This window comes from Dysosmobacter segnis, assembly GCF_014297285.1.
Taxonomy (GTDB): Bacteria; Bacillota; Clostridia; order Oscillospirales; family Oscillospiraceae; genus Oscillibacter; species Oscillibacter segnis.
The window spans coordinates 93,683-115,716 of the sequence record NZ_JACOQI010000002.1; the positions used below are offsets into that span (position 1 = coordinate 93,683).

Annotated in this window: 23 protein-coding genes; 5 read left to right on the plus strand and 18 right to left on the minus strand. The window is 59.0% G+C overall.

The genetic code is table 11. The features are described from left to right. Positions 1-15: 15 nt before the first annotated feature. Positions 16-165, minus strand: a complete 150-nt coding sequence (gene rpmG / locus H8Z83_RS02690) for a 50S ribosomal protein L33 (protein ID WP_187013636.1) — start codon at positions 163-165, stop codon at positions 16-18. Positions 166-500: 335 nt separating this feature from the next. On the opposite strand from rpmG, the gene serC reads away from it, so the two are divergent. After that, entirely contained in the window at positions 501-1,589 is a 1,089-nt protein-coding gene (gene serC / locus H8Z83_RS02695) for a 3-phosphoserine/phosphohydroxythreonine transaminase (RefSeq protein ID WP_187013637.1), read from the plus strand. A gap of 52 nt (positions 1,590-1,641) precedes the next feature. Here serC and H8Z83_RS02700 read toward each other — a convergent pair whose 3' ends face one another. From H8Z83_RS02700 to alaS, 8 genes are all read right to left on the minus strand, one after another. Then, on the minus strand, positions 1,642-1,857 hold the full coding sequence (locus H8Z83_RS02700) for a hypothetical protein (protein ID WP_187013638.1): 216 nt from the start codon (positions 1,855-1,857) through the stop codon (positions 1,642-1,644). After that, complete coding sequence (locus tag H8Z83_RS02705; RefSeq protein ID WP_187013639.1) at positions 1,854-2,447, minus strand: ribonuclease M5; 594 nt, start codon at positions 2,445-2,447, stop codon at positions 1,854-1,856. The genes H8Z83_RS02700 and H8Z83_RS02705 overlap by 4 nt, the downstream gene beginning before the upstream one ends. Further along, a complete protein-coding gene (gene holA / locus H8Z83_RS02710) occupies positions 2,444-3,499 on the minus strand; it encodes a DNA polymerase III subunit delta (protein ID WP_187013640.1) in 1,056 nt (351 codons plus the stop codon). Before holA ends, H8Z83_RS02705 begins: the two co-directional genes overlap by 4 nt. A 9-nt stretch (positions 3,500-3,508) precedes the next feature. Then, positions 3,509-5,746, minus strand: a complete 2,238-nt coding sequence (locus tag H8Z83_RS02715) for a DNA internalization-related competence protein ComEC/Rec2 (RefSeq protein ID WP_187013641.1) — start codon at positions 5,744-5,746, stop codon at positions 3,509-3,511. Beyond that, positions 5,743-5,964 (minus strand): helix-turn-helix domain-containing protein, encoded by a 222-nt coding sequence (locus tag H8Z83_RS02720; RefSeq protein WP_187013642.1) that lies wholly within the window; start codon positions 5,962-5,964, stop codon positions 5,743-5,745. The genes H8Z83_RS02715 and H8Z83_RS02720 overlap by 4 nt, the downstream gene beginning before the upstream one ends. Positions 5,965-6,191: 227 nt before the next feature. Continuing rightward, complete coding sequence (locus tag H8Z83_RS02725; RefSeq protein ID WP_187013643.1) at positions 6,192-6,536, minus strand: histidine triad nucleotide-binding protein; 345 nt, start codon at positions 6,534-6,536, stop codon at positions 6,192-6,194. Positions 6,537-6,561: 25 nt separating this feature from the next. Further along, positions 6,562-6,900: a cupin domain-containing protein gene (locus tag H8Z83_RS02730; RefSeq protein ID WP_187013644.1), complete on the minus strand. Its 339-nt coding sequence runs from the start codon at positions 6,898-6,900 to the stop codon at positions 6,562-6,564. Between the two features lie 15 nt (positions 6,901-6,915). Continuing rightward, positions 6,916-9,582, minus strand: coding sequence for an alanine--tRNA ligase (gene alaS / locus H8Z83_RS02735; RefSeq protein WP_187013645.1), 2,667 nt, complete (start codon positions 9,580-9,582; stop codon positions 6,916-6,918). A 531-nt stretch (positions 9,583-10,113) separates the two neighbouring features. On the opposite strand from alaS, the gene H8Z83_RS02740 reads away from it, so the two are divergent. After that, positions 10,114-10,401 carry a hypothetical protein gene (locus H8Z83_RS02740; RefSeq protein WP_187013646.1) on the plus strand — a complete coding sequence of 96 codons (288 nt, stop codon included), beginning with the start codon at positions 10,114-10,116 and terminating at the stop codon, positions 10,399-10,401. Between the two features lie 12 nt (positions 10,402-10,413). Here the strand turns inward: H8Z83_RS02740 and H8Z83_RS02745 are convergent, their stop codons facing one another. Then, on the minus strand, positions 10,414-10,842 hold the full coding sequence (locus tag H8Z83_RS02745; protein WP_187013647.1) for a hypothetical protein: 429 nt from the start codon (positions 10,840-10,842) through the stop codon (positions 10,414-10,416). 109 nt (positions 10,843-10,951) lie between these two features. Here H8Z83_RS02745 and H8Z83_RS02750 point away from each other — a divergent pair, with 109 nt between their 5' ends. After that, positions 10,952-11,485: a DUF5662 family protein gene (locus tag H8Z83_RS02750; protein ID WP_187013648.1), complete on the plus strand. Its 534-nt coding sequence runs from the start codon at positions 10,952-10,954 to the stop codon at positions 11,483-11,485. 247 nt (positions 11,486-11,732) lie between these two features. Here the strand turns inward: H8Z83_RS02750 and H8Z83_RS02755 are convergent, their stop codons facing one another. From H8Z83_RS02755 to H8Z83_RS02780, 6 genes are all read right to left on the minus strand, one after another. Continuing rightward, a complete protein-coding gene (locus H8Z83_RS02755; protein ID WP_187013649.1) occupies positions 11,733-12,470 on the minus strand; it encodes a YebC/PmpR family DNA-binding transcriptional regulator in 738 nt (245 codons plus the stop codon). 5 nt (positions 12,471-12,475) lie between these two features. Then, entirely contained in the window at positions 12,476-13,273 is a 798-nt protein-coding gene (locus H8Z83_RS02760) for a Nif3-like dinuclear metal center hexameric protein (RefSeq protein ID WP_187013650.1), read from the minus strand. Then, the gene (locus H8Z83_RS02765; RefSeq protein WP_243184706.1) at positions 13,251-14,039 is read right to left on the minus strand and encodes a tRNA (adenine(22)-N(1))-methyltransferase; all 789 of its coding nucleotides are present in this window, start codon (positions 14,037-14,039) and stop codon (positions 13,251-13,253) included. Before H8Z83_RS02765 ends, H8Z83_RS02760 begins: the two co-directional genes overlap by 23 nt. Before the next feature lie 182 nt (positions 14,040-14,221). Then, positions 14,222-14,428 carry a DUF1858 domain-containing protein gene (locus H8Z83_RS02770; protein ID WP_187013651.1) on the minus strand — a complete coding sequence of 69 codons (207 nt, stop codon included), beginning with the start codon at positions 14,426-14,428 and terminating at the stop codon, positions 14,222-14,224. 131 nt (positions 14,429-14,559) lie between these two features. Beyond that, on the minus strand, positions 14,560-15,585 hold the full coding sequence (gene queA / locus H8Z83_RS02775) for a tRNA preQ1(34) S-adenosylmethionine ribosyltransferase-isomerase QueA (RefSeq protein WP_187013652.1): 1,026 nt from the start codon (positions 15,583-15,585) through the stop codon (positions 14,560-14,562). A gap of 8 nt (positions 15,586-15,593) precedes the next feature. Beyond that, positions 15,594-16,970, minus strand: coding sequence for a SpoIID/LytB domain-containing protein (locus tag H8Z83_RS02780; RefSeq protein ID WP_187013653.1), 1,377 nt, complete (start codon positions 16,968-16,970; stop codon positions 15,594-15,596). A 178-nt stretch (positions 16,971-17,148) separates the two neighbouring features. Between H8Z83_RS02780 and asd the strand changes: the two genes are divergently transcribed. Together asd and dapA are read left to right on the plus strand one after the other, a co-directional pair. After that, complete coding sequence (gene asd / locus H8Z83_RS02785) at positions 17,149-18,240, plus strand: aspartate-semialdehyde dehydrogenase (protein WP_187013654.1); 1,092 nt, start codon at positions 17,149-17,151, stop codon at positions 18,238-18,240. A gap of 80 nt (positions 18,241-18,320) precedes the next feature. Continuing rightward, positions 18,321-19,220: a 4-hydroxy-tetrahydrodipicolinate synthase gene (gene dapA, locus H8Z83_RS02790; RefSeq protein ID WP_187013655.1), complete on the plus strand. Its 900-nt coding sequence runs from the start codon at positions 18,321-18,323 to the stop codon at positions 19,218-19,220. 487 nt (positions 19,221-19,707) lie between these two features. Here the strand turns inward: dapA and tyrS are convergent, their stop codons facing one another. Beyond that, complete coding sequence (tyrS, locus tag H8Z83_RS02795) at positions 19,708-20,934, minus strand: tyrosine--tRNA ligase (RefSeq protein WP_187013656.1); 1,227 nt, start codon at positions 20,932-20,934, stop codon at positions 19,708-19,710. A 349-nt stretch (positions 20,935-21,283) separates the two neighbouring features. Beyond that, positions 21,284-21,784: an amidase domain-containing protein gene (locus H8Z83_RS02800; RefSeq protein ID WP_187013657.1), complete on the minus strand. Its 501-nt coding sequence runs from the start codon at positions 21,782-21,784 to the stop codon at positions 21,284-21,286. Positions 21,785-22,034 lie beyond the last annotated feature (250 nt).

Consider the following 22,034-nt stretch of genomic DNA (forward strand, 5'->3'; position numbering starts at 1 on the left):
CAGTGTGATCCGCTTTTACTTGGTCTCGCTGTGGAGCGTGTGCTTCTTGCAGAACCGGCAATACTTGTTGAGCTCGAGCTTGTCCGGGGTATTCTTCTTGTTCTTCATCGTATTGTAGTTTCTCTGCTTGCACTCATTGCATCTCAAAGTGACTTTTACGCGCATTAACGGCACCTCCTTATTATTGGTATCGTTCCCGGCGTGCCGGGGATACCGACTGCCTCCCTGCGGTTTTGAAAGCGGCCTTCCTCTGTGCGTAAAGCGAAAAAACGCACAACAAAAAAGCCCTTTTTCACAGGTAATGTTGATTTTAACACAGAACCTTCCCGCCGTCAATCCTTTTTTGCGAAAAATTGTAGAAATACCGTTTTTTTCCTTTGCAGGCGTTTTTACCGGAGAGCCGCGGATTTTATCCGTCAGATTTTGCCGCTTTTTCCGTTGATTCCCGGCGGAATCCGCATTATAATGAGAGAAAATTTTCAGATTGCGAGGAAGCGCCCATGAGATATGACCGTGTTTATAATTTTTCCGCCGGACCTGCTATGATGCCGGAATCCGTTCTGGAGGAGATCGCCGCCGAAGTGCTGAACTATCACGGCAGTGGCATGAGCGTCATGGAGATGAGCCACCGCTCCCCTGTGTTCCAGGAGATCCTGTCTCAGGCAGAAGCCGATCTGCGGACGCTGATGCACATTCCTGATAACTATAAGGTGCTCTTCGTTCAGGGCGGCGGTACGGTGCAGTTTGCCATGGTTCCCATGAACCTGATGAAAAACGGCGTGGCCTGCTATGTGGAGACCGGCGCCTGGAGCAAAAAGGCCATTGCCGAAGCCAAGCGATACGGTGAAGTCAAGATCGTTGCCTCCTCCGCCGATAAGAACTTCTCCTATCTCCCCGACTGTTCCGCTCTGGACATCCCGGGCAACGCCGATTACGTCTACATCTGCGAAAATGAGACCATCAACGGCACCGCCTACCACACGCTGCCCGACACCAAGGGCAAGGTTCTGGTGGCGGACCAGTCCTCCCTGTTCCTCTCCCGCCCCTGCGACGTCAGCAAATACGGTCTGATCTGGGCCGGCGTCCAGAAGAACGTCGGCCCCGCCGGCATGGCCATTGTCATCATCCGGGAGGACCTGATCCGGGAGGATCTGCCGGAATTCGTCCCCACCTATCTCCGCTACAAGACCCACGCTGACGCCGACTCCCTTTATAATACTCCCAACTGCTGGTCCATCTACTGCTGCGGCAAGGTGTTCCAATACCTGCTGGCCAACGGCGGATTGGAGGCCATGGCACAGCGTAACGAAGAAAAGGCCGCCGTTCTGTACGATTTCCTGGACCGGAGCAAATTCTTCACTGCCGCTGTCCTGAAAGAGGACCGCTCCCTGATGAACGTCCCCTTCGTCTCCCCCTCCAAGGAGCAGGACGCCGAGGTGGCGGCCTCCGCCAAGGCCGCCGGGTTCGACAACCTGAAGGGCCACAAGAGCGTCGGCGGTCTCCGGGCTTCCATCTACAACGCCATGCCCAAGGAGGGCGTGGAGGCGCTGGTGGACTTCCTGAAAAAGTACGAGGCGGAGCATACCTGACCGAACCGAGAAAATATCGCCCGAAAGGATGCGGACTGTGAAAAAGGCCGTTTTAAAGATCCTCCTCACCTTTGCGATCCTGAGTGTGATCTGCTGCGCCTTTTGGCAGCTCAGATGGCTGACGTCCGCCAACGAAACTTCGATATTGTTCGCCATAACCGGTGGGGTCTTCGCCATCGACCTTGCTTGGTCTTTCCTCAAAAAGAACATACGGAACTGAACGCAAAACTTCCCGCCGAATTTTCGGCGGGAAGTTTTCTTCTCTCATTGGTCTTGCAGCAGTTCCGCCAGTTTCTCCCGGTCGGTCAGCAGGTTCAGCGCCTCCAGCATCCCGTTGGCGGTCAGGTGCTCCGGCAGATCCAGCCGTCGGAGCAGCGCCTGCCGCCGCTGACTGCTGTCTGCTCCTCCGGCCAGCCCCCATTCCATCAGGTCTGCCTTGGTGATGGGCGTTTTTTCCGCCGCCGGCTCCGCCGTTTCGTCTAAAAATGTGGCGCCCGCCCGGCGGAGGGCCTCTAAAATCACCTCCGGCTTCATCCCCTCTACTCCCAGCTTTCCCTCCTTGCCGGGGGCGCGCTTGCGCTTTTCCTTGCCGTGGATATCCGGGATGTATGCCTGCTTCACCTGCTCCTTGGGCAGCGCCCCCTTCAGGTAGTTGCGGATCACAAAACCAGCGCCGTCGCTGTCCGTCAGGACGATCAGTCCCCGCTCCGCCGCCAAGCGCCGGAGAAAGGCAACCTTCTCCTTGTCATTGAACACGGCGAAGCCGCCCAGCGTCACCACCGTGGCGTCCACCACCTGCGCCAGCGTATTCTTATCGTAGCGGCCCTCCACTACGATGACTTCCTTGATCTTTCTCATTTTCGGGCCGCTCCTAACCGGGCCAGCAGCAGCTTCAGTTCCTCCGCCGGGTCTACGCCCCGCTGGCTCTTCATCCGCAGATCCACCACCTGACACATTTTCACCGCGTCACCGCACCACTGGGCGCTGACCCGCTTGGCGGACTGTAACAGCAGCTTTGCCGGATAGTCCGAGCGCATCTCCCACAGCTCCATGAGCCAGTATTTGTCCTTGCCGCTGTCAATGGCCATCCGGGCGGTGTAGAGCCGCCGCAGCTGGCTCCCCAGCGCCGCCAGGATCACGATGGGCTCCTCCTGCATTTTCAGCAGGTCCCCCAAAATGGCGGCAGCCTTGTTGTAGTCGCTCTGGGACACCGCATCCGTCATTTTGAAGATCTCCGCCGACAGCACCGGGTCTGCCACCGCGTCAATGTCCCGCTGGGTGATGACTTCTCCCTTGGCGTAGGCCCCGATCTTGGCGATCTCCTGAGAAAGCCCCGTCATCAGTCCGCCGCAGAGGAAAATCAGATACTCCGCCGTCTGCCGGTCGATCTGCTTCCCCAGCGCCCGGAACCGCCGTGCGATCCACGCCGTCAGGTCCGAGGTGTCCTGCGCCTTGAACTCAATGGGCGTCACATGGGCGTCCATGGCCTTGCACAGCTTCTTCATAGTCTTGTTCTGCTTGTAGGCCACCGTATCGTACACAAACACGATGCAGCAGTATTCCGGCAGATCCTCCAGCAGGGCGATGAACCGCTCCCGCTGATCCTCGTTCAGCTTGTAGATGTCCCAGTCCGTCACCACGATCAGCGTCCGCTCCGCCATCATAGGCATAGCCTCCGCCATTTCCGTCAGGCTCTGGGCCGTCAGGTCCTTGCCTTCCAGAGCGTGATAGTTGAATTCCTCAAATCCGGCGGGGATCAGTCTTTTCCGGATCTCCCCCAGGTAATATTCCCGGAGATAGCTCTCCTCTCCGTAAAAGAGGTAGGCGTTCCCCAGAGGATTCCCTTCTTTCAGATCTGTTTTCAGTTTTTGATAGGCTTCGTTCTTCGCGGTTTTCTTTGCGTATGCCATGATGTGCTCCTAATCAAATGATAGATAGACCGTCCCGTGGCGGTCCGTCCGGTAAATATCGCAGCCTGCCCGGGCCAGCCGCCGCAGGGTATCCTCCGCTGGATGCCCGTAGGAATTGCTTCCCACGCTGATGATGACCGTCCCCGGTGTCACCGCGTCCAGTAGTTCCTTCGACGTGGAGTTCTTGGAGCCGTGATGTCCCGCCATGAGAACGTCCAGCTCCGGCAGCTCATACGTCTCGATCAGCTTCTTCTCCGTGGCCCGCTCCATGTCGCCGGTGATGAGAAAGCTATGCTCCCCCGCCGAAGCCAGCACAGTGAGCCCCAGTTCGTTGCTCCCACTGACGCCCAAGGGCGGAAAAATGGTCAATTCTCCGTTTCCAAAGGGCAGATGGGTCTCCTCGGTCACAGTCTCCACGTCCATGCCGTACCGCTCCGCCAGTTCCAGCAGCCGGTCCAGCGCCGCGCCGCCCTCCGCTTTCGGGATCGTCAGCGTCTCCGCGCCCACCCGGGCCAATAAATGCTCCACGCCGTTGATGTGGTCATCATCGAAATGGGTCAAAATCACCCGGTCCACCCGGCGGCAGCCCATAGTCAGCAGCTCGTCCGCCGTGTCGCATCCGGCGTCCCGCCAGTTGTTTCCGCTGCCGCAGTCCACTAAGGCGGTCTCCGTCCCGGATCTCAAAATGACGCTTTGTCCCTGTCCCACGTCCACCGCCGCGGCGTTCAGCCGGTGACAGAACCGGCTCTCCCCCGCCCGCACCGTCACCGCCAGCGTCAGGACGCTCAGCGCGGCGGCCACGGCAAATTTTCGCCGACCCTTGGGCTTTAGCAGCCACGCGGCAGCAAACAGGAGATACACGAACCCCATCCAGTATTTCAGATAGGGATTGCAGAAATACACGCCATGATACGGCAGCGCCGCCAGTGCGTGACACACGGCCAGAATATACTTGATCAGCAGCCGGGGTACAAGGCCGATCACAGTCCCCAGCGGCAGGTAGAAAAAGCTGAGAAGCACCGCCGCCAGCCCGCCGATGAACACGATGCCCACCGCCCACAGGCACAGCAGGTTGCTCAAAAGGGACACCGGGGCGAAACTGCCGAAATAGTAGGCGCTGATAGGCGCCGTCAGTGCCAGACACCCGAAGGTTGTCGAAATACTAACAGTTGTAAAGGTAAAGAGCCTGCCATGCTTTTTCTCTCCTGCCAGCCCCCGGTAGAGCTTGGGAGACAGCCACAACAGCCCCACCACCGCCCCAAAGGACAACTGCAAGCTGACGGACTTCGCCGCGAAGGGGTTGTCCAGTAAGATCAGGAACAGCGCCGCCATCAAAGCTGTTGGTGGGTCGCTCTCCCGGCGGAACAGGGGCGCCGCCGTCAGAAAGCTCAGCATCACGCAGGCCCGCACCACCGAGGGAGACCCGCCGGTGAGCACTGCGTAGAAGATCAGCGTGGGGATGGCTGCCACCGCTGTCAGACGCCGGCGGTGCTTTCCCGCAAGAAAGCCCACCATCGCCAACAGATATGCGCAGTGCATTCCGCTGACTGCCAGAATGTGATAGACCCCCGCCTCGGACAGATCCACGTCCGCTTGGGTGGACAGTTCCCCTTTCCGGCCCGTCAGCAGCGCCAGCAGAAAACCGGCGTCATCCCCAGAAAATAAGTCCCGGATGCGCACCTGCATGGCCCGGCCCAACCGGGCGGGCCACCACCGGGGCGCGTCCATCGTCCCGGCATGGAAGGCCACCGTCCCCCGGCTGTACGCCAGGAGAAACACGCCCTTGGAGTTGAATACCGTCACATCGTCGTCCCGGATGCGGGATGCGCTTTGCAGATACACCTCGTCGGTGAGGCACTGACCTGGAGAAAGCTGCAAAAGGGACGGATCGCCGTAGTAGGTCAGTTTCCCCGGCAGTCCCTCCGCCCGCACCGTCACCTTTGCGCCGAAGCGGGTCTCGGCGGGATACTCCGTCAGGGTCATGGTCAAGGCCTGCTGGGTGTCCGCCAAGGCCTCCATGGGTTCGCTGACCTGCCGGACATACAGCCAGTTCCACCCCAGCGCCAGCGCCGCGCCCACCAGACAGAGGATCGCCCGTTTCCGCCAACATTCCGGCAGAAGCAGCGCCCCAAAGCCCAATGCAAGGCACACCAAGCCACCGGACAGCAGCCAGCCGCCCGGCAGCAGATACTGCGCCAGAAAGATCCCTGCGGCAAACCCGCCGCAGAACAGCGCCAGCCGTCTCATTTGACAGGATACGGCTCCGGCCGGTCCGTCCGTCCCAGCAGGTAGTCCGTGCTGACGTGGTAATAGTCCGCCAGCTTATCCAGCACCCACGCCGGAGTTTCCCGTTCGCCGCTTTCGTAGCGCCGGTAAACGCTGCGGTGCATATTCAAATATTCCGCTATTGCTTTTTGAGATTTGTCATGATCTTCTCTCAAATCCCGCAAGCGTCTGATCTCCATAAGAATCACCCTATTGAATGTTACCAATTGGAAACATTCAAATCGGGTAATTGTTCCCATACGGAGCCAACTCAGAGTATACTACTTTCTCACACACTCCGCCAGTCTTTTGTCCAAATTAGAAAATTAAACGCAAGCGGAAGGTGCTCCCGCTCACCGCTTACACCACTCCATCGGAAACAAACAGTGCGGGGCGCATAAAGCGTCCCGCACCGTTTTTCGCTCAATCAGCCCGGAGGCCAGGTCATATCCCGTCCGGCCAGCACATGGAAGTGCAGGTGGGGCACGGACTGCTGGCCCGCCTCGCCGATGTTGGACACCACCCGGTATCCGGCCTCGTCAAAGCCCAACTCCTTGGACAGCTTGGCGATGACCTCAAAAATATGGGCCACCACAGCGCTGTTCTCCGCCGTTACAGCGGAAACGGACTGGATGTGGGCCTTGGGCACCACCAGAAAATGGGTAGGTGCCTGAGGGGCAATGTCGTTGAAGGCATAGCAAAGCTCGTCTTCATAGACCTTGCTGCTGGGGATCTCCCCGGCGATGATCTTACAGAACAGGCAATCGCTCATAGATAGGCTCCTTTCCGATCGGATGTTATCTCTTTTCGTGCTCCGGCACCACGGCGAAGGTCACCAGATCCTCCGTGCCATCGTTGACAAGGCTGTGGCTGTGACCTTTGGGGCAATAGTGGCAGGTGCCGGGAGCCACCGGCTCCCAGACCCCGTCATACAGCACCTTACCGGTGCCGGACAGAAAATACATGACTTCGCTGCTGGTTTCGTGGGTATGGAGGCCGATAGAAGCACCGGGGGCCAGCACGCTGCGCATGATCTTGTTGTCCATATCCTGAACAAGCTGCAAACGCGCCTCCCCCTCGCCTCCCTTCATGTGGGAAACAACGGAGGGCTCCAGTTCATCAAAACGAATCAGCATACACGTCTCTCCTTTTTACAGCTTGCCAGCCACGAAATCGTCCACAGCAGCCAGAGCATCGTCCACCTTGCTGACCTCCGTGCCGCCGCCCATGGCGCTGTCGGGCTTGCCGCCGCCCTTGCCGCCGCAGATGGGGGCGATGGCCTTGATGATATCGCCGGCCTTCACGCCCTTGGCCACGGCGTCCTTGCCGCAAACGGCCAGCAGTGTCACCTTACCGTCATTGACGGAGGCCAGAACGCCCACCACGCCGGGCTCCTTGTCCCGGAGGAAGTCGCCCTGCTTGCGCATGGCGGCAGCGTCCATACCATCCCGCTGAGCGGTGATGACCTTCAGCTCACCCACCGTCTTAGCGGAGGCCAGAAAGCTCCGTGCCTCGCCCAGAGAAGCCTGCTCCTTGAACTTTTCCAGCTCATGACGCAGATCCTTCATCTCGTTCATCTGCTGCTCCAGACGGTTCTCCAGCTCGCCGGGGTTGGTCTTGAACATCTGGGCGATGTGGAACAGCACCTGCTGATTGCGGTTGATGGTATCCAGCGTCAGCTGGCCCACGGTGGCCTCGATCCGGCGGACACCGGAGGCTACGGATGCCTCGCTCTTGATGCGGAAGGGACCCACCTTAGCGGTGTTATCCACATGGGTGCCGCCGCAGAATTCCATGGACACGCCGCCCATTTCCACCACGCGGACCACGTCGCTATACTTCTCGCCGAACATGGCCACAGCGCCCTTCTTCTTGGCCTCCTCGATGGGCAGCACCTCCGTTACCACAGGGATGCCTTCCAGGATGGCGTCATTGACCAGCTTATCCACCTGCGCCAGCTGCTCCGGCGTGATGGCCTCAAAGTGGGTGAAGTCGAACCGCAGACGGTCAGGCTCCACCAGAGAGCCGGCCTGATGCACATGGTCGCCCAGCACCTTCTTCAGGGCCGCGTCCAGCAGATGGGTAGCGCTGTGGGCACGGCGGACGCCCTTGCGGCGCTCGGCGTCAATGGAGGCCGTCACGGTCTCCCCCACCTTGAACGTGCCGGAAACCACCTTGCCGTAGTGCATGAACTTGCCGCCCTTGTTCTTCTGGACGTTGTTCACCTCGAACTTGGCACCGCCACAGGTGATGACGCCGTGGTCGGCCACCTGACCGCCCATTTCCGCGTAGAAGGGCGTCTTGTCCAGAACCACGATGCCGTCCACGCCGGTCATCAGCTCCTCAGCCAGCTCGTCCTCCACAACAAGGGCGACTACCTTGGCGTCCTCCACGGTATCGTGGTCATAGCCCACAAACTCAGTAGAGGGGATGTCCTTGCCGAACTCCACGCCGGCCCAGCCCAGATCGCCCAGCGCCTTCCGGGCCTCACGGGCGCGGGTCTTCTGCTCCTGCATCTCCTGATCGAAAGCGGAGCGGTCCAGCGTCATGCCGGCGTCCTCCACCATTTCGATGGTCAGGTCGATGGGGAAGCCGTAGGTATCGTACAGCTTGAAGGCGTCGGCGCCGGAGAAGGTGGTCTCCCCCTTTTCCTTGTGCTCAGCCAGCAGCTGATCGAAGATCTTCATGCCGCCGTCGATGGTCTTGGCGAAGTTCTCTTCCTCCACCCGGATCACCTTGGTGATATAGGCCTGCCGCTCCCGCAGCTCGGGATAGTGGCCCTCGTTTTCGTGAACAACGGTGTCCACTACCTCATACAGGAAGGGACGGTTCACACCCAGCAGCTTGCCGTGGCGGGCGGCCCGGCGCAACAGGCGGCGCAGCACATAGCCGCGGCCCTCGTTGGAAGGCAGCACGCCGTCGCAGATCATGAAGCTGGCAGAACGGATATGGTCGGTGATGACACGGAGGGACACGTCCTTCTCCTGGCTCTGGCCGTAGCTGGCGCCGGTGATCTCCGTGACCTTGTTGGTGATGTTCATAACGGTATCCACATCGAACAGGGAGTCCACGTCCTGGCACACCACGGCCAGACGCTCCAAACCCATGCCGGTGTCGATGTTCTTCTGCTTCAGCTCGGTGTAGTGGTCGTGGCCGTCGTTGTCGAACTGGGAGAACACCACGTTCCAGACCTCCATGTACCGGTCGCAGTCGCAGCCAACGGTGCAGCCGGGCTTGCCGCAGCCGTACTTCTCGCCCCGGTCATAGTAGATCTCGGAGCAGGGGCCGCAGGGGCCGGAGCCGTGCTCCCAGAAGTTGTCCGCCTTGCCGAACTTGAAGATCCGGTCCTCGGGAATACCGATCTCCTCGTGCCAGATGCGGAAGGCCTCATCGTCGGCGGGGGTGGTCTCGTTGCCGGCGAACACGGAGGGATACAAACGGTTGGGGTCCAGACCCACCCATTCGGGGCTGGTCAGGAATTCCCACGCCCAGTGGATGGCCTCGTTCTTGAAGTAATCGCCAAAGGAGAAGTTGCCCAGCATCTCAAAATAGGTGCCGTGGCGGGCAGTATGGCCGATGTTCTCAATATCGCCGGTACGGATGCACTTCTGGCAGGTGGTGACCCGGTGACGGGGCGGCTCCTGCTCGCCGGTGAAGTAGGGCTTCATGGGTGCCATGCCGGAGTTGATCAGCAGCAGAGAAGCATCGTTCTGGGGGATCAGGGAAAAGCTGGGCAGACGCAGATGGTCTTTGGTCTCAAAGAAGTGCAGGAACATTTCCCGCAGCTCGTTGAGACCATAGTACTTGGGTTGAGACATAATCATTTCCTCCATTTTTATGTAAATTTCTTGATTTTTGACTGTAAACCGGGTTTCCGGCCGGAACGGAGCCGTCGGCGGTGTTCCGCAGCGGCTTTCTTACCGAAAAATAAAATGCTCCGCCCCGGACATAGGGGCGAAGCATTGCTTCACGGTACCACCCTAATTATCCCCCATCCTTGGGGGCATCTTAGCCACCGGTAACGGCGTGACCCGTCCCGCTCACCGCGGGCCGCTCCGAAGCGGCTGCTTCCCGGCGTAGGTAAGGGACTTGCACCAAATCTCCCTCTCGCTGATCCGGTTTCGGAAAGCTGACTTCATCCAAGCGTTTTTAAAGATTGAATACAGAAGTCATTATACCGTTTTTCCGACTGTTGTCAAGTTTTTTCCCCATGTCCTGTCCCGGATTTTGAAGGTGCGGCGGCCCATCCCCGGATTTTCAATCATCTTGAAGCAACCGGAGAAATCTGGTATCCTTTATTATATAGGATAGAATCAACAAAAATCGGAACTGACGGAGGTGTGATAACCATGACCCTATCCACTGCGGCCGCGCTGGCAAAGCTGTTCGGGCAATACCTGCTCCAGCCGATCCCCTTCACGCTGACCTTCCTGCTCCCGCTCCTGTTCCGCTTGATCGCCCGCAAATACATCTGGCTCACTCTCCCCTTGACCGCACTGGCGGAGGTGCTCCTGAATTGGGACAGCTTTTGTTATTACGAGGCCCGCGGCCTCGCCCTCCTGTTCACACTGACGCAGCTTGCAGCCATGGCGGTTTTCGTGCGGATCTTACAGGCCGCCGCCAAAAACTCCCGGTAAACGCCCCGCTTCTCACAGAGGATAGGGCGAGCCGGTCCACAGCAGCCGGGTCCCCACACCGGGCAGCAGCCGCTCCGCCCCCTCTACCCCCGGCAGGGGAAATTCCTGTGGCTCCAATACGCCGCCGCACAGCAGCGGCAGCGTCCGCTGGACGCACAGCACCGGCTCCCGCAGGCTGGACAGGGTGATGCTGTCCCGTGGGGACAGGCCGTAGGTCACCACTGTTCCCGCCCGGAGATCGCTTCTGGGGCAGTCCCCCGGCAGCAGCAAGATCCCCGCTGTCACCGCCGCAGGCTCCGGCAGCAGCGCACAGCCCATCGGCGTCAGCGTCAGCAGATCCCACCGCTTTTGGCAGACTGCCATGGCGTTCCGCAGATGGCAAATCTCTGCGGGCAACAGAAATTCCCACACATCGGGACACAAAAAAAATCCTCCGTCCATCAAACCACCTCGCCCATAGTTTGAACAGCGGGAAAAATTTCATACAGGTCCTCGTTTTTTCTGTTGGAATATGATATAGTATTTTTATTCTGTTCATGAGGTGAAGCGTGTGGATTTCTGGCGGCATCTGAAAACGGTCCAGCGCCATCGGCATCTGGTGCGGCAGTACTGTTTCCGTCTGGGGCTATACTGGCAGGGCTTGACCCACGATCTGTCCAAGTTCTCTCCGGTGGAGTTCTGGGCCGGCGTCAAATATTTTCAGGGAGACCGCAGCCCCAATGACGCCCAGCGCCGGGACAAGGGATACAGCGCCTCGTGGATGCACCACAAGGGCCGCAACCGCCACCATTTTGAATACTGGACCGATTACGGCGTCAGCGGTGAGGGCATCATCGGCGTGGAGATGCCGAAAAAATATGTAGCGGAGATGTTCTGCGACCGGTTGGCTGCCAGTAAGGTCTACCGGGGGCAGGATTTCCAGCCGGGAGACCCCTACCAGTTTTTCCAGTATGGCAAAAAGAAGCGGCTGCTCATGCATCCGGCCACCTCGGAACTGCTGGAGACCATCCTGATCGTCCTCCGGGATCAGGGAGAGGACGCCGCCTTCGACTATGTGCGGCGGGAGGTCTTGGGGAAGAAGTAGGTTTTTTCATACCGGAATTATGTGAACTCCCGAAAAGCGTTGCATTAGTAACAACGCTATCCCTTGTTACATAAAGATTTGCCGAAATAGAAAAGCGGTGGTGTTCCGAATGGAACACCACCGCTTTATGTCAACCGTTTTTTAATTTATGCAACATCTTTCCAGAGGTCATCGGAGGGACATTCCCCCTCCCCTGTTCCTCTATCGGGCAGAAAGGAAACGCCCGTCCGGTCACAGAAAGATTCCGTTATTCGTTCTCCCAGTTATGCCAGACGTTCTGGACATCATCATTGTCCTCCAACATATCAATGAGCTTCTGCATATTCTTCAGGTCGCTCTCCTCGGTGAGAGAGATGTAGTTCTGGGGCACCATGGCGATGTCGGCGGAGAGGAAGGTGTAGCCCTTGTCCTCCAGTGCCTTGACCACAGTGTTGAAGTCATCGGGCTCGCAGCGGACTTCCATCACCATGCCGTCAGCTTCGAAGTCGGCAGCACCGGCCTCCAGCGCGTCCATCATCACGGTATCCTCGTCCAGCTCCTGATCCTCATTGTCAATGACGATCACACCCTTCCGGTCAAAGCTCCAGGACACGCAGCCCTGCGCGCCCAGATTGCCGTTGCACTTATCAAAGGCGTGACGAACCTCGGGAGCGGTACGCTGACGGTTGTCGGTCAGAGCGTCCACGATGACGGCCACACCGCCGGGACCGTAGCCCTCATAGGTGACAGCCTCAAAGTTCTCGGTGCTTCCGGCACCCAGCGCCTTATCAATGGTGCGCTTGATGTTGTCATTGGGCATGTTGACGGCCTTGGCCTTGGCGATCACGGTAGCCAGGCGGGAGTTGTTGGCAGGGTCGCCGGAACCGCCGCCTTCCTTGACGGCAACAATGATCTCCTTGGCGATCTTGGTGAATGCGGCGGAACGCTTGGCGTCAGCAGCGCCCTTGGTCTTTTGAATGTTATGCCATTTAGAATGTCCGGACATAGTAGTTATTCTCCTTCAACAAAATATTGGATGACTTCCTTGTGAGAAGTCGATTTTATGATTATAAGCTGGGGAAATTCCTTCTCCAGATAGGCGACGATTTTCGCGCAGACCGGGTCCTCCGTGGGGAAATGCCCCGCGTCGATGAGGTTGATGCCCTTGGGAGCGGCGTCTAAAAACTGGTGATACGTCAGATCCGACGTGACAAAGGTGTCGCAGCCTGCCGCGATCACCGCGTCGATCTCGTCGCCGCAGGCGCCGCCGCCCACCGCTATATATTCTACCGGCCGGTCCCCGGCATAGCGTACGCCGTTGGCGTGTAACGCCTTGCATACCTCACCCGCAAAGTCAGATAGCTTTACAGGGTTTCGCAGCCGTCCCACACGGCAGAGACCGGTCTCATCCCCCGGCATAGGCCCAGGGTCCTCGATTCGCAGTGCCTCGGCCAGTGCGTCGTTGACGCCGCCGGGGGCAATATCCAGATTTGTGTGCATGGAGATCACAGAAATATCCGCTTTCACCAATCTCCGCAGCAGACGGCCCAGATAGCGGTCGGGCCGCAGAGTCTGCATCTCCGCCTGATGCCAGCGGACGTTCATCAGCGGATGGTGGGACACGATGAGCTGGCAGCCCAGCTTTTCCGCTTCGGAGACCACATTCTCCGTCACGTCCAGCGCCACCAGCACCCGCTGGACCTCCTGATCGGGGCTGCCTTCCAGATGCCCCACGTTGTCCCAATCGAACGCAAGATCCTTGGGGGCCAGCTGGAATAACGCCTGTTCAATTTGTGCGACGGTTGGCATGGCGCCACTCCTCTCTTGCCCGTAATAACGCGGTCAAAATCTCCCGCAGTTCCTCCGTCCGCGCTTGCAGCCGGGTGGAGCGTTTCGCTCCCGCCAGTGCCATCTGCGTGCGGACGATTTTTTCAACGATGTATCGATCCGCCAGCGGATCGTGGGCCAGCCCTATGCCGCCCCAGACCTGACTGAGGGACAGTTCCATTTTCCCCGCCTTGGCCTCCATCACAGTGTACAGGGTTCCCCGGTCGCGGACCAGTGCTTCCCGCGTGATGGCAAAACCGTTTTTCGCCAGATATTGCCGCACCATTTCCTCATGGGACTGGGGCTGCAGCAGCAGCGTGTGCTGCCCTTCCGCCGTCCACGGTGCGGCCTTCAGGATCGAGAGGATCGTCTCCCCTCCCATCCCCGCAATGGTAACGGTGTCCACCTCAGAGGGGCGGATCCCGGCAAGGCCATTGCAGAGTCGGTATTCAATGTTGTCCGTACCGTAGAGCGATCCGGTCACCTTGGCCCGCTCCAACGGGCCGGGCCGCAGATCGCTGGCCACTGCTCCCCGGATCTTTCCCTGAAGCCGCAGCCATGTAGGGAGATAGCCGTGATCGGTGCCAACGTCGGCCAGATACGCGCCCTCAGGCACCCACCCGGCAATCAGCCGCAGTCGGGGCGGCAATTCCAGCGCCCGCATGGTCTCTCCCCTTTCCGGTGGTTTTGTCCGTTCGTTCCGGGCATGGTTCAGGACGCATACGGTATCCCGTATGCGTCCCCGCAAGAACTTCGTTCCTGCGGGGTTGGTTTTTCATGTGAAAAACCGTTTGATTGAAATCGTGCAGAAAACCCCTCCTGGGTTTTCCGCACACACCTTTCCTTCCCGTCGATGAACGCTTTCCGTTCGTTCCAGGCATGGTTCAGGACGCATACGGTATCCCGTATGCGTCCTGTCGAGTGGTGCAATTACTGAGCCTTGTTGGCTTCCTCGTTCACCAGAGCCAGCAGCTTGTCCACGTCGATGCCGTGGACCATGCAGGCCTCCTCCACGGTCTCACCGCGGGATGAGGGACAGCCCAGGCAATGCATACCGATGGACAGGAAAATGGGCGCAGTCTGAGGTGCAACGTCCAGAATATCACCGATGATGGTGTCCTTCGTAATATTGATCATTGGAATGATCCTCCTGTTTTGAAAAATGAGCACTAATATTATACTCAATTTTTTCTGTGATTTCAATAGATAATCGAAGAAAAGCCGTATAAACCGGGAAAATCATTTGGAAATTTTGCAAAAATCAGCGATCAGCGCAGGAACATGGCATCGCCGAAGCTGAAAAAGCGGTATTTTTCCCGGACGGCTTCCTCATAAGCGGCCAGAACATGCTCCCGTCCGGCAAAGGCGGACACCAGCATGATGAGGGTGCTCTCCGGCAGGTGGAAGTTGGTCACAAGGCCGTCCATCACCTTGAAGCGGTAGCCGGGGTAGATATAGATGTTGGTCCAGCCGGCCTTGGCCTCCATGTGGCCGTCCTCCGCCGCCCAGGATTCCAGCGTCCGGCAGGAGGTGGTGCCCACGCAGATGCAGCGCCCGCCGTTGGCTTTGGTACGGTTGATGAGGTCCGCCGTCTCCTGTGAGATCACGCAGTATTCACTGTGCATCTCGTGGTCGGTGATCTCGTCCTCCTTCACGGGGCGGAAGGTGCCAAGACCCACATGGAGCGTCACATAGCCGATGTTCACGCCCTTGGCCTTGATCTGCTCCAGCAGCTCCGGAGTGAAGTGCAGTCCCGCCGTGGGGGCCGCCGCGCTGCCCAGCACCTTGGAGTACACCGTCTGATACCGCTCCTGATCCTGAAGCTCCTCCTTGATGTAGGGCGGCAGGGGCATTTTACCCAGATGCTCCAAAACCTCCAGGAAAATTCCCTCGTAATCAAAGCGCACCAGACGGTTGCCGTCCGGCAGGACCTTTGTGACCTCTGCCGTCAGCTCGCCGTTGCCGAAGGAGAGTTTGGCTCCCTCCCGCATATGCCGTCCCGGGCGCACCAGACATTCCCACGTCTTTTCTCCCCGGTCGATGAGCAGCAGCACCTCACAGGCGCCGCCTCCCGGCAGACGCTGACCCAGCAGACGGGCGGGCAGCACCCGGGAATCGTTCAGGATCAGGCAGTCACCGGGGTTCAGGAAATCCGGCAGCTCGTAGAAATGGTGATGCTCCCAGGCGCCGGTGTTCCGGTCCAGAGTCATGAGCCGGGAACCGTCCCGCCGCTCCAGCGGCGTCTGGGCGATCAGTTCCTCCGGGAGCTGGTAGTTAAAATCGCTTGTTTTCATGTTCAACCTCACTTGATGGTAATATCTGTATAGTAGAATTTCAGAATTTCGTCATAGGTATACCCCAGCTCCGCCATGGCCTTGGCACCGTACTGGCTCATGCCGAGATTGTGGCCGCTGCCGCTGCCGGTGATGGTAAAGGTGCCGTCCTTGGAAAACGCAGGCGTTTGGCCTTCGCCTACCGTAGATATTCCGGAGGCGGACAGCACAGATGCGCTGCCGTCCAGTCTGACGGTCTTTCCGCCGCCGCTGAGGACGCTGATCCCTTCCAAGGAGCGGATCACCGTATTGCTGTCGTTGATATAAATGCCGCCGGAGGACGCGCCGGCTCCGTTGATGGTGAACCGCTGGCTCTTGACGGATTTATTATAGGTGCTGGAATAGAAAATCGTGCGGCAGGTCTCCCCTTTTACCGTCACGCTGTCCCGGCTGCCCTCAAAGGTCACCTTGCTGACGTTGCCCATCGGCGTGAACTCCGCCACATAGACGTTTTTCACAGTGCCGATGCTGTACCCCTTCTGCTCTAAGATCCACGTCAGTTCATCGGCGGTGTAGGTAACAGTCCAGTTGTAATTGGGAATGTTGGTCTTGGCCTCATAGGGGTCCTTCTTCCCCACCAAGTAGGGAATGCTGCTCCAGACATTGGCGGCGTCCTCCGTGGCCCCGCCGTTGGACGCGCAGTAGACCACCGTATCCGCAGGCTTGCCGCCGTAATAGATCATCTCGCCCGCCGTGTTGTCCACCGCCGCGTCCGTCATATCGGTTGCCCGGTTGCGGCCATAGTACACCTGACAGTCGGTGCCGGCGCAGACGTCAAAGCCCAAAGAGGGATGCCGGGTCTTTACGGCATAGGTCCGGGCGCAGACCGCCTGCGCTTCCAGAGCCGCCAGCGGCCAGTCTTTGTCCATCTCGTAGGGCACGACGCCCTTGACATAGTCTTCAATATCCACCACGTTGATAACCGTCAAAGTGCCGTCGGCGTTTGGGCGGTACTCAAAGCCGCCGGGGTACTTATAGCCCTTGCACCAAGTCTCCGTGTGCCGTCCCATGGGGCGGATGCCGAGACAGTAGCCGTTGTCCCGGAATTGGAACAAGACCTCCCCGCTGCGGGTCTCCGTCACCGTCACGCCGTTTCCGGAGCCGGAAGCCTGCATGGTGATGGTGGTCTCGTCGGTCTCGTCCAGATAGACGAACTCCCGGTCCTCGTCATAGTAGCCGAACTCGTATCCGGACCCCGCGGCGTTTTCCAGATTGGCGGCTTCCAGAGCCGTGTCGCCCCAGCGGATGCCCACCTTCAGGGTGTCATTGACCACAGCGGACGCCGAAACGGCAGTCAGGCTGAACAAAGTGATGATAAACAGAAAGGACAACACACGTTTTTTCATAAAACCTCCCAATGGCGAATACCTTGACGATAGAGGATCTGTCTGCTATTATATAGACAAATGTCCGCGGTACAAAAACACATCTCATGGACGTACATATCTTAATTATTATAATACACATTGGCCCCGGATTCAACCGGTATCGACGATTTCCCGGGACCCGAAGGAGGAATCTGCTATGAAACGGTATCAGGTCGGCATCATCGGCGGTACGGGTATGGTGGGCCAGCGGTTTGTGACCCTGTTGGAAAACCATCCCTGGTTCCAGCTCACCGCCATCGCTGCCAGCGCCAGAAGCGCGGGAAAGTCCTACTGGGAGGCCGTCTGTGACCGCTGGGCTCTGGATATTCCCTGCCCCGAAGCCGCAAAGTCCCTGACGGTGCTGGACGCTGAGGCGGACGCGGAGAAGCTGGCCGGTATGGTGGATTTCTGTTTCTGCGCCGTGGATATGCCAAAGGACGCCATCCGGGCGCTGGAGGAAACCTACGCCAAGCTGGAATGTCCCATCGTTTCTAACAACTCCGCCCACCGCTGGACAGAGGATGTGCCCATGGTGGTGCCGGAGATCAACGCCGAGCATCTGGCGATCATCGAGGCCCAGCGAAAGCGGCTGGGCACCAAGCGGGGGTTCATTGCCGTCAAGAGCAACTGCTCCCTCCAGAGCTATGTCCCCGCCCTTCATCCCCTGATGAAATACGGTCTGGAACGTGCGCTGGTGTGTACCTATCAGGCCATCTCCGGCGCGGGGAAAACCTTCCAGCGCTGGCCTGAGATGGTGGATAACTGCATCCCTTACATCGGCGGCGAGGAGGAAAAGAGCGAGCAGGAGCCGCTGAAGCTGTGGGGCCGGGTGGAAAACGGCAGGATCGTCAAGGCGGAGGGGCCCGCCATCACCGCCCAGTGCTTCCGGGTAGCCTGTCAGGACGGCCACATGGCCGCAGTGTTCATGAAATTCAAGGACGGCTGCAAGCCCTCCATGGAGCAGATCAAAGTGGATTGGGCCGCATTCCGGGGCCCAGCGCAGGAATTGCAGTTACCCTCCGCCCCCAAGCAATTTCTCCACTATTTTGAGGAACCGGACCGCCCCCAGACCCGTCTGGACCGGATGCTGGAGCGGGGCATGGCGGTGTCTCTGGGCCGTCTGCGGGAGGATACCCAGTATGACTACAAATTTGTCGGGCTGAGCCACAATACCCTTCGTGGGGCCGCCGGGGGTGCTGTTCTGTTGGCAGAATTGCTGTGCGCAAATGGCTATATTCAGCAGGTGTAAAGGTAAACAACTTAATTGCACAAAAGCGGATGCCAAAGCAGGCATCCGCTTTTTCATGTTGAAAAGGGAGGTATTTTGTTGTGAAGGAGATTCTCTTTACAGGTTCTGGTGTGGCCATTGTGACGCCGTTTCACGCCGGGGCGGTGAATTTTCCCGCCTTTGGGCGGCTCATTGACCGGCAGATCGACGGCGGCACCGACGCCATCATCGTCTGCGGCACCACCGGAGAGGCGGCCACCATGACCCAGAAGGAGCGCATGGAGACCATCGCCTATTGCGTGGACCGGGTGGCGGGGCGCGTGCCGGTGATCGCCGGTACCGGCGCCAACGATACTCAGGTAGCCCGGGAAAACGCCCTGGCTGCGGAGCGCCTCGGCGTGGACGGTCTGCTGATCGTCACCCCCTACTACAACAAGGCAACCCAGCAAGGTCTGCTGCGGCACTACAAGGTCATTGCGGATTCCGTGGGCACTCCCATCATCCTCTACAACGTCCCCTCCCGCACCGGGGTCAACATCCAGCCGGAGACCTATGCGGAGCTGGCCCAACACCCCAACATCGCAGGTGTCAAGGAGGCCAGCGGGAATTTCAGCCAAATCCAAAAAACCCGGAACCTCTGCCCTGCCGATTTTGCCATCTGGTCCGGCAATGACGATGAGACCGCCGCCATCTGTATGCTGGGCGGTTCCGGGGTCATTTCCGTGGTGGCCAACGTCCTCCCCGCAGAAATGCACCGGCTGACGGCCCTCTGCCTTGCCAATGACTTCTCCGCGGCGGGCAGACTGCAATTAAAGCTGAAGCCCCTGTGCGACGCGCTGTTCTGCGAGGTGAATCCCATTCCGGTAAAAACCGCCCTGAACCTCATGGGTCTGGAGGCCGGGGAGCTGCGGCTCCCTCTCTGCCCCCCCACCGACGCCAGCGTGGAGCGGCTGAAGCTGGCCCTTTCATCGTGGGATCTGCTGCCGGAGCAGACCTCCTGAGCTTCTTTTCCCGGGAAAAGTGCCGCTGTTCTTGCGAACAGCGGCACTCAGCGTGTCGAAAAATTTTCTCCCCGCTGAGGCCATTTTCAGAGCTTTTACAAAGCACTGAAAATATTGATTTCAATGGCGCAGGGAAACAGGCGAAGCGCCGCCGGTGGCGGATCAAGCAAGCCTGTTTCGAGGAAGGCTCCCAATCAGCGAATATGAAGTATCCACTGATTGGCTTGAGCCGACGGTGTATCCCTTCTTGAGTGATCTCCGCACTAAGAGCCGCCTTCGGCGGTTGCACTCCGGAACGCGCCTGCGGGCGCAGTCCAGCGCACACCCTTTACCCGCAAGGGGTATGCGGCATCCGTAAAGCGGCGCAGCCGCTAACGGCTGCCCTACCTTACCGTTGCGGAAATTTATCTCTTTATCGACAGCCTCAGTGCCGCTGTTCTCATGAACAGCGGCACTTTTAAAAGAATTTACAGCTTTTTCGTCAGCATCAGGCGGTATAGGCTCTGTGGAAGACCTTCTTGCCCTTCTTGATGACCACGCCGTCTCCGGCGAACTGCGCCTGATCGAAGGTCACATCGATGGACGCCACCTTCTGATCATTGACAGCCACGCCGCCCTGCTGAATCAGCCGGCGGGCCTCGCCGTTGGAGGCGCACAGGCCGCAGGCCACCAGCAGCTCGATGGCACCGATCTTACCATCGGTAAACCGGGCCTCCGGCAGCTGGGTAGCGGGCATATTTTCGCTGCTGCCGCTGCCGCCGAACAGGGCGCGGGCGGCCTCCTGAGCCTTGTTGGCCTCCTCCTCGCCGTGGACCAGCTTGGTCAGCTCGTAGGCCAGGATCTCCTTGGCCTGATTGAGCTGGCTGCCCTCCCAGGCGTCCATAGCGTCGATCTGCTCCAGGGGCAGGAAGGTCAGCATGCGGATGCACTTGAGCACGTCGGCATCGCCCACGTTCCGCCAATACTGGTAGAAGTCGAAGGGAGTGGTCTTGTTGGGGTCCAGCCACACCGCGCCGCTGGCGGTCTTGCCCATCTTCTTGCCCTCGCTGTTGAGCAGCAGGGTGATGGTCATGGCGTGGGCGTCCTTGCCCAGCTTGCGGCGGATCAGCTCCGTGCCGCCCAGCATGTTGCTCCACTGGTCATCACCGCCGAACTGCATATTGCAGCCGTAGTGCTGGAAGAGGTAGTAGAAGTCATAGCTCTGCATGATCATGTAGTTGAACTCCAGGAAGCTGAGGCCCTTTTCCATGCGCTGCTTGTAGCACTCGGCCCGGAGCATATTGTTGACGCTGAAGCAGGCACCCACATCCCGCAGCAGATCGATATAGTTCAGCTTCAGCAGCCAGTCGGCGTTGTTGACCATGATGGCCTTGTCCTCGCCGAAGTCGATGAAACGCTCCATCTGGCGCTTGAAGCAGTCGCAGTTGTGCTGGATGGTCTCCGGGGTCATCATGTTCCGCATATCGGTGCGGCCGGAGGGGTCGCCGATGTAGCCGGTGCCGCCGCCCACCAGCACGACGGGGCGGTTGCCCGCCATCTGCAGGCGCTTCATCAGGCACAGGGCCATGAAGTGACCCACGTGCAGGCTGTCCGCCGTGGGGTCAAAGCCGATGTAGAAGGTTGCCTTGCCGGTGTTGACCATTTCCCGGATCTCCGGCTCGTTGGTCACCTGCGCGATCAGGCCACGGGCCTGCAGTTCTTCGTAAATACCCATATTGTTGTTCTCCTTTTCCATGTTTGATTCGGACAGAGATAAAATAAAGCCCCCTGTCCTTTCGGACAGAGGGCGTAAATACGCGGTACCACCTCTGGTTCGCCGCCCCCTCACGGAACGCGGCCTCACGCCGTGCCATCACACGGCAGCGCGGTAACGGGCGCACCCGGAGCACGCCTACTGAGCCGAAGGGCCGTTTGGGTGCCAGCTCCACGGTGTAGTTCGGCGGCTGTTCTCTCCCCTTTCCACCATACAGGGGCTCTCTTGGCAGAACCGATCCGCTTACTTCTCCGCATCATCACTGTAACGGGCTTCATTGTATCGGATTTCCCGGGAAATGTCAACCCATTTATGGGTGCCAGACGCCGAAAATCTTCAAAAAGCGAATATCCTGATACGAATAGGTACTGAGGGGCCGGTTATCCGCATCGTAGCTGTGGGCGGCCACCAGCACGTTTTCCGGTGTCACCGGCCAACCCACCGACACTACCACCGGCGTATGGCGGAAGTTTTCTCCGTCAAAAGAGAGCTGGATCAGGTCGCCGGGGCGCAGATCCCCCAGCTCACAGGGGCGGGCCGCCGGGCCTTCGGTTTTTTCCTCCCGGACGAGGAAGTTATAGAGGTAGGGCACGCCGGTCCACGCCGGGGCCTTCTGGTCCGGGTCGATATAGTACCAGCCGAAGGTGGGCGTGAAGTTCATCACGCCGCTGCCGGCATAAATGCACTGGGAGGCGAAGTTGGTGCAGTCGCCCCCTAAATGCTCGTAGTCATAAAAGACGGGATTCCGGCCGTAGGCCCAGCGGTGGGCGTACAGCACGGCGGCCCGCCGGTCATAGAGCGCGAAACGCATAGACGGACTCCCCTTTCCCGCCAGTCTATGCGGAGAACGGAAAAGCGTGCGTGGAAAACCACGCACGCTTGAGACTGTCGATAAAGTAGTAAATTCTCCGCGACGGTAAGAAAGGGTGTGCGCGGGAAACCCAAGAGGGGTGTCCCGCGCCATTAAAATCCTAAGTTTTCAGAACTTTTATGAAGTTCTGAAAACTTGCTCAGCGGGGAGAAAAGACTTTTTCGACACGCTGAAGCGTGCGTGGAAAACC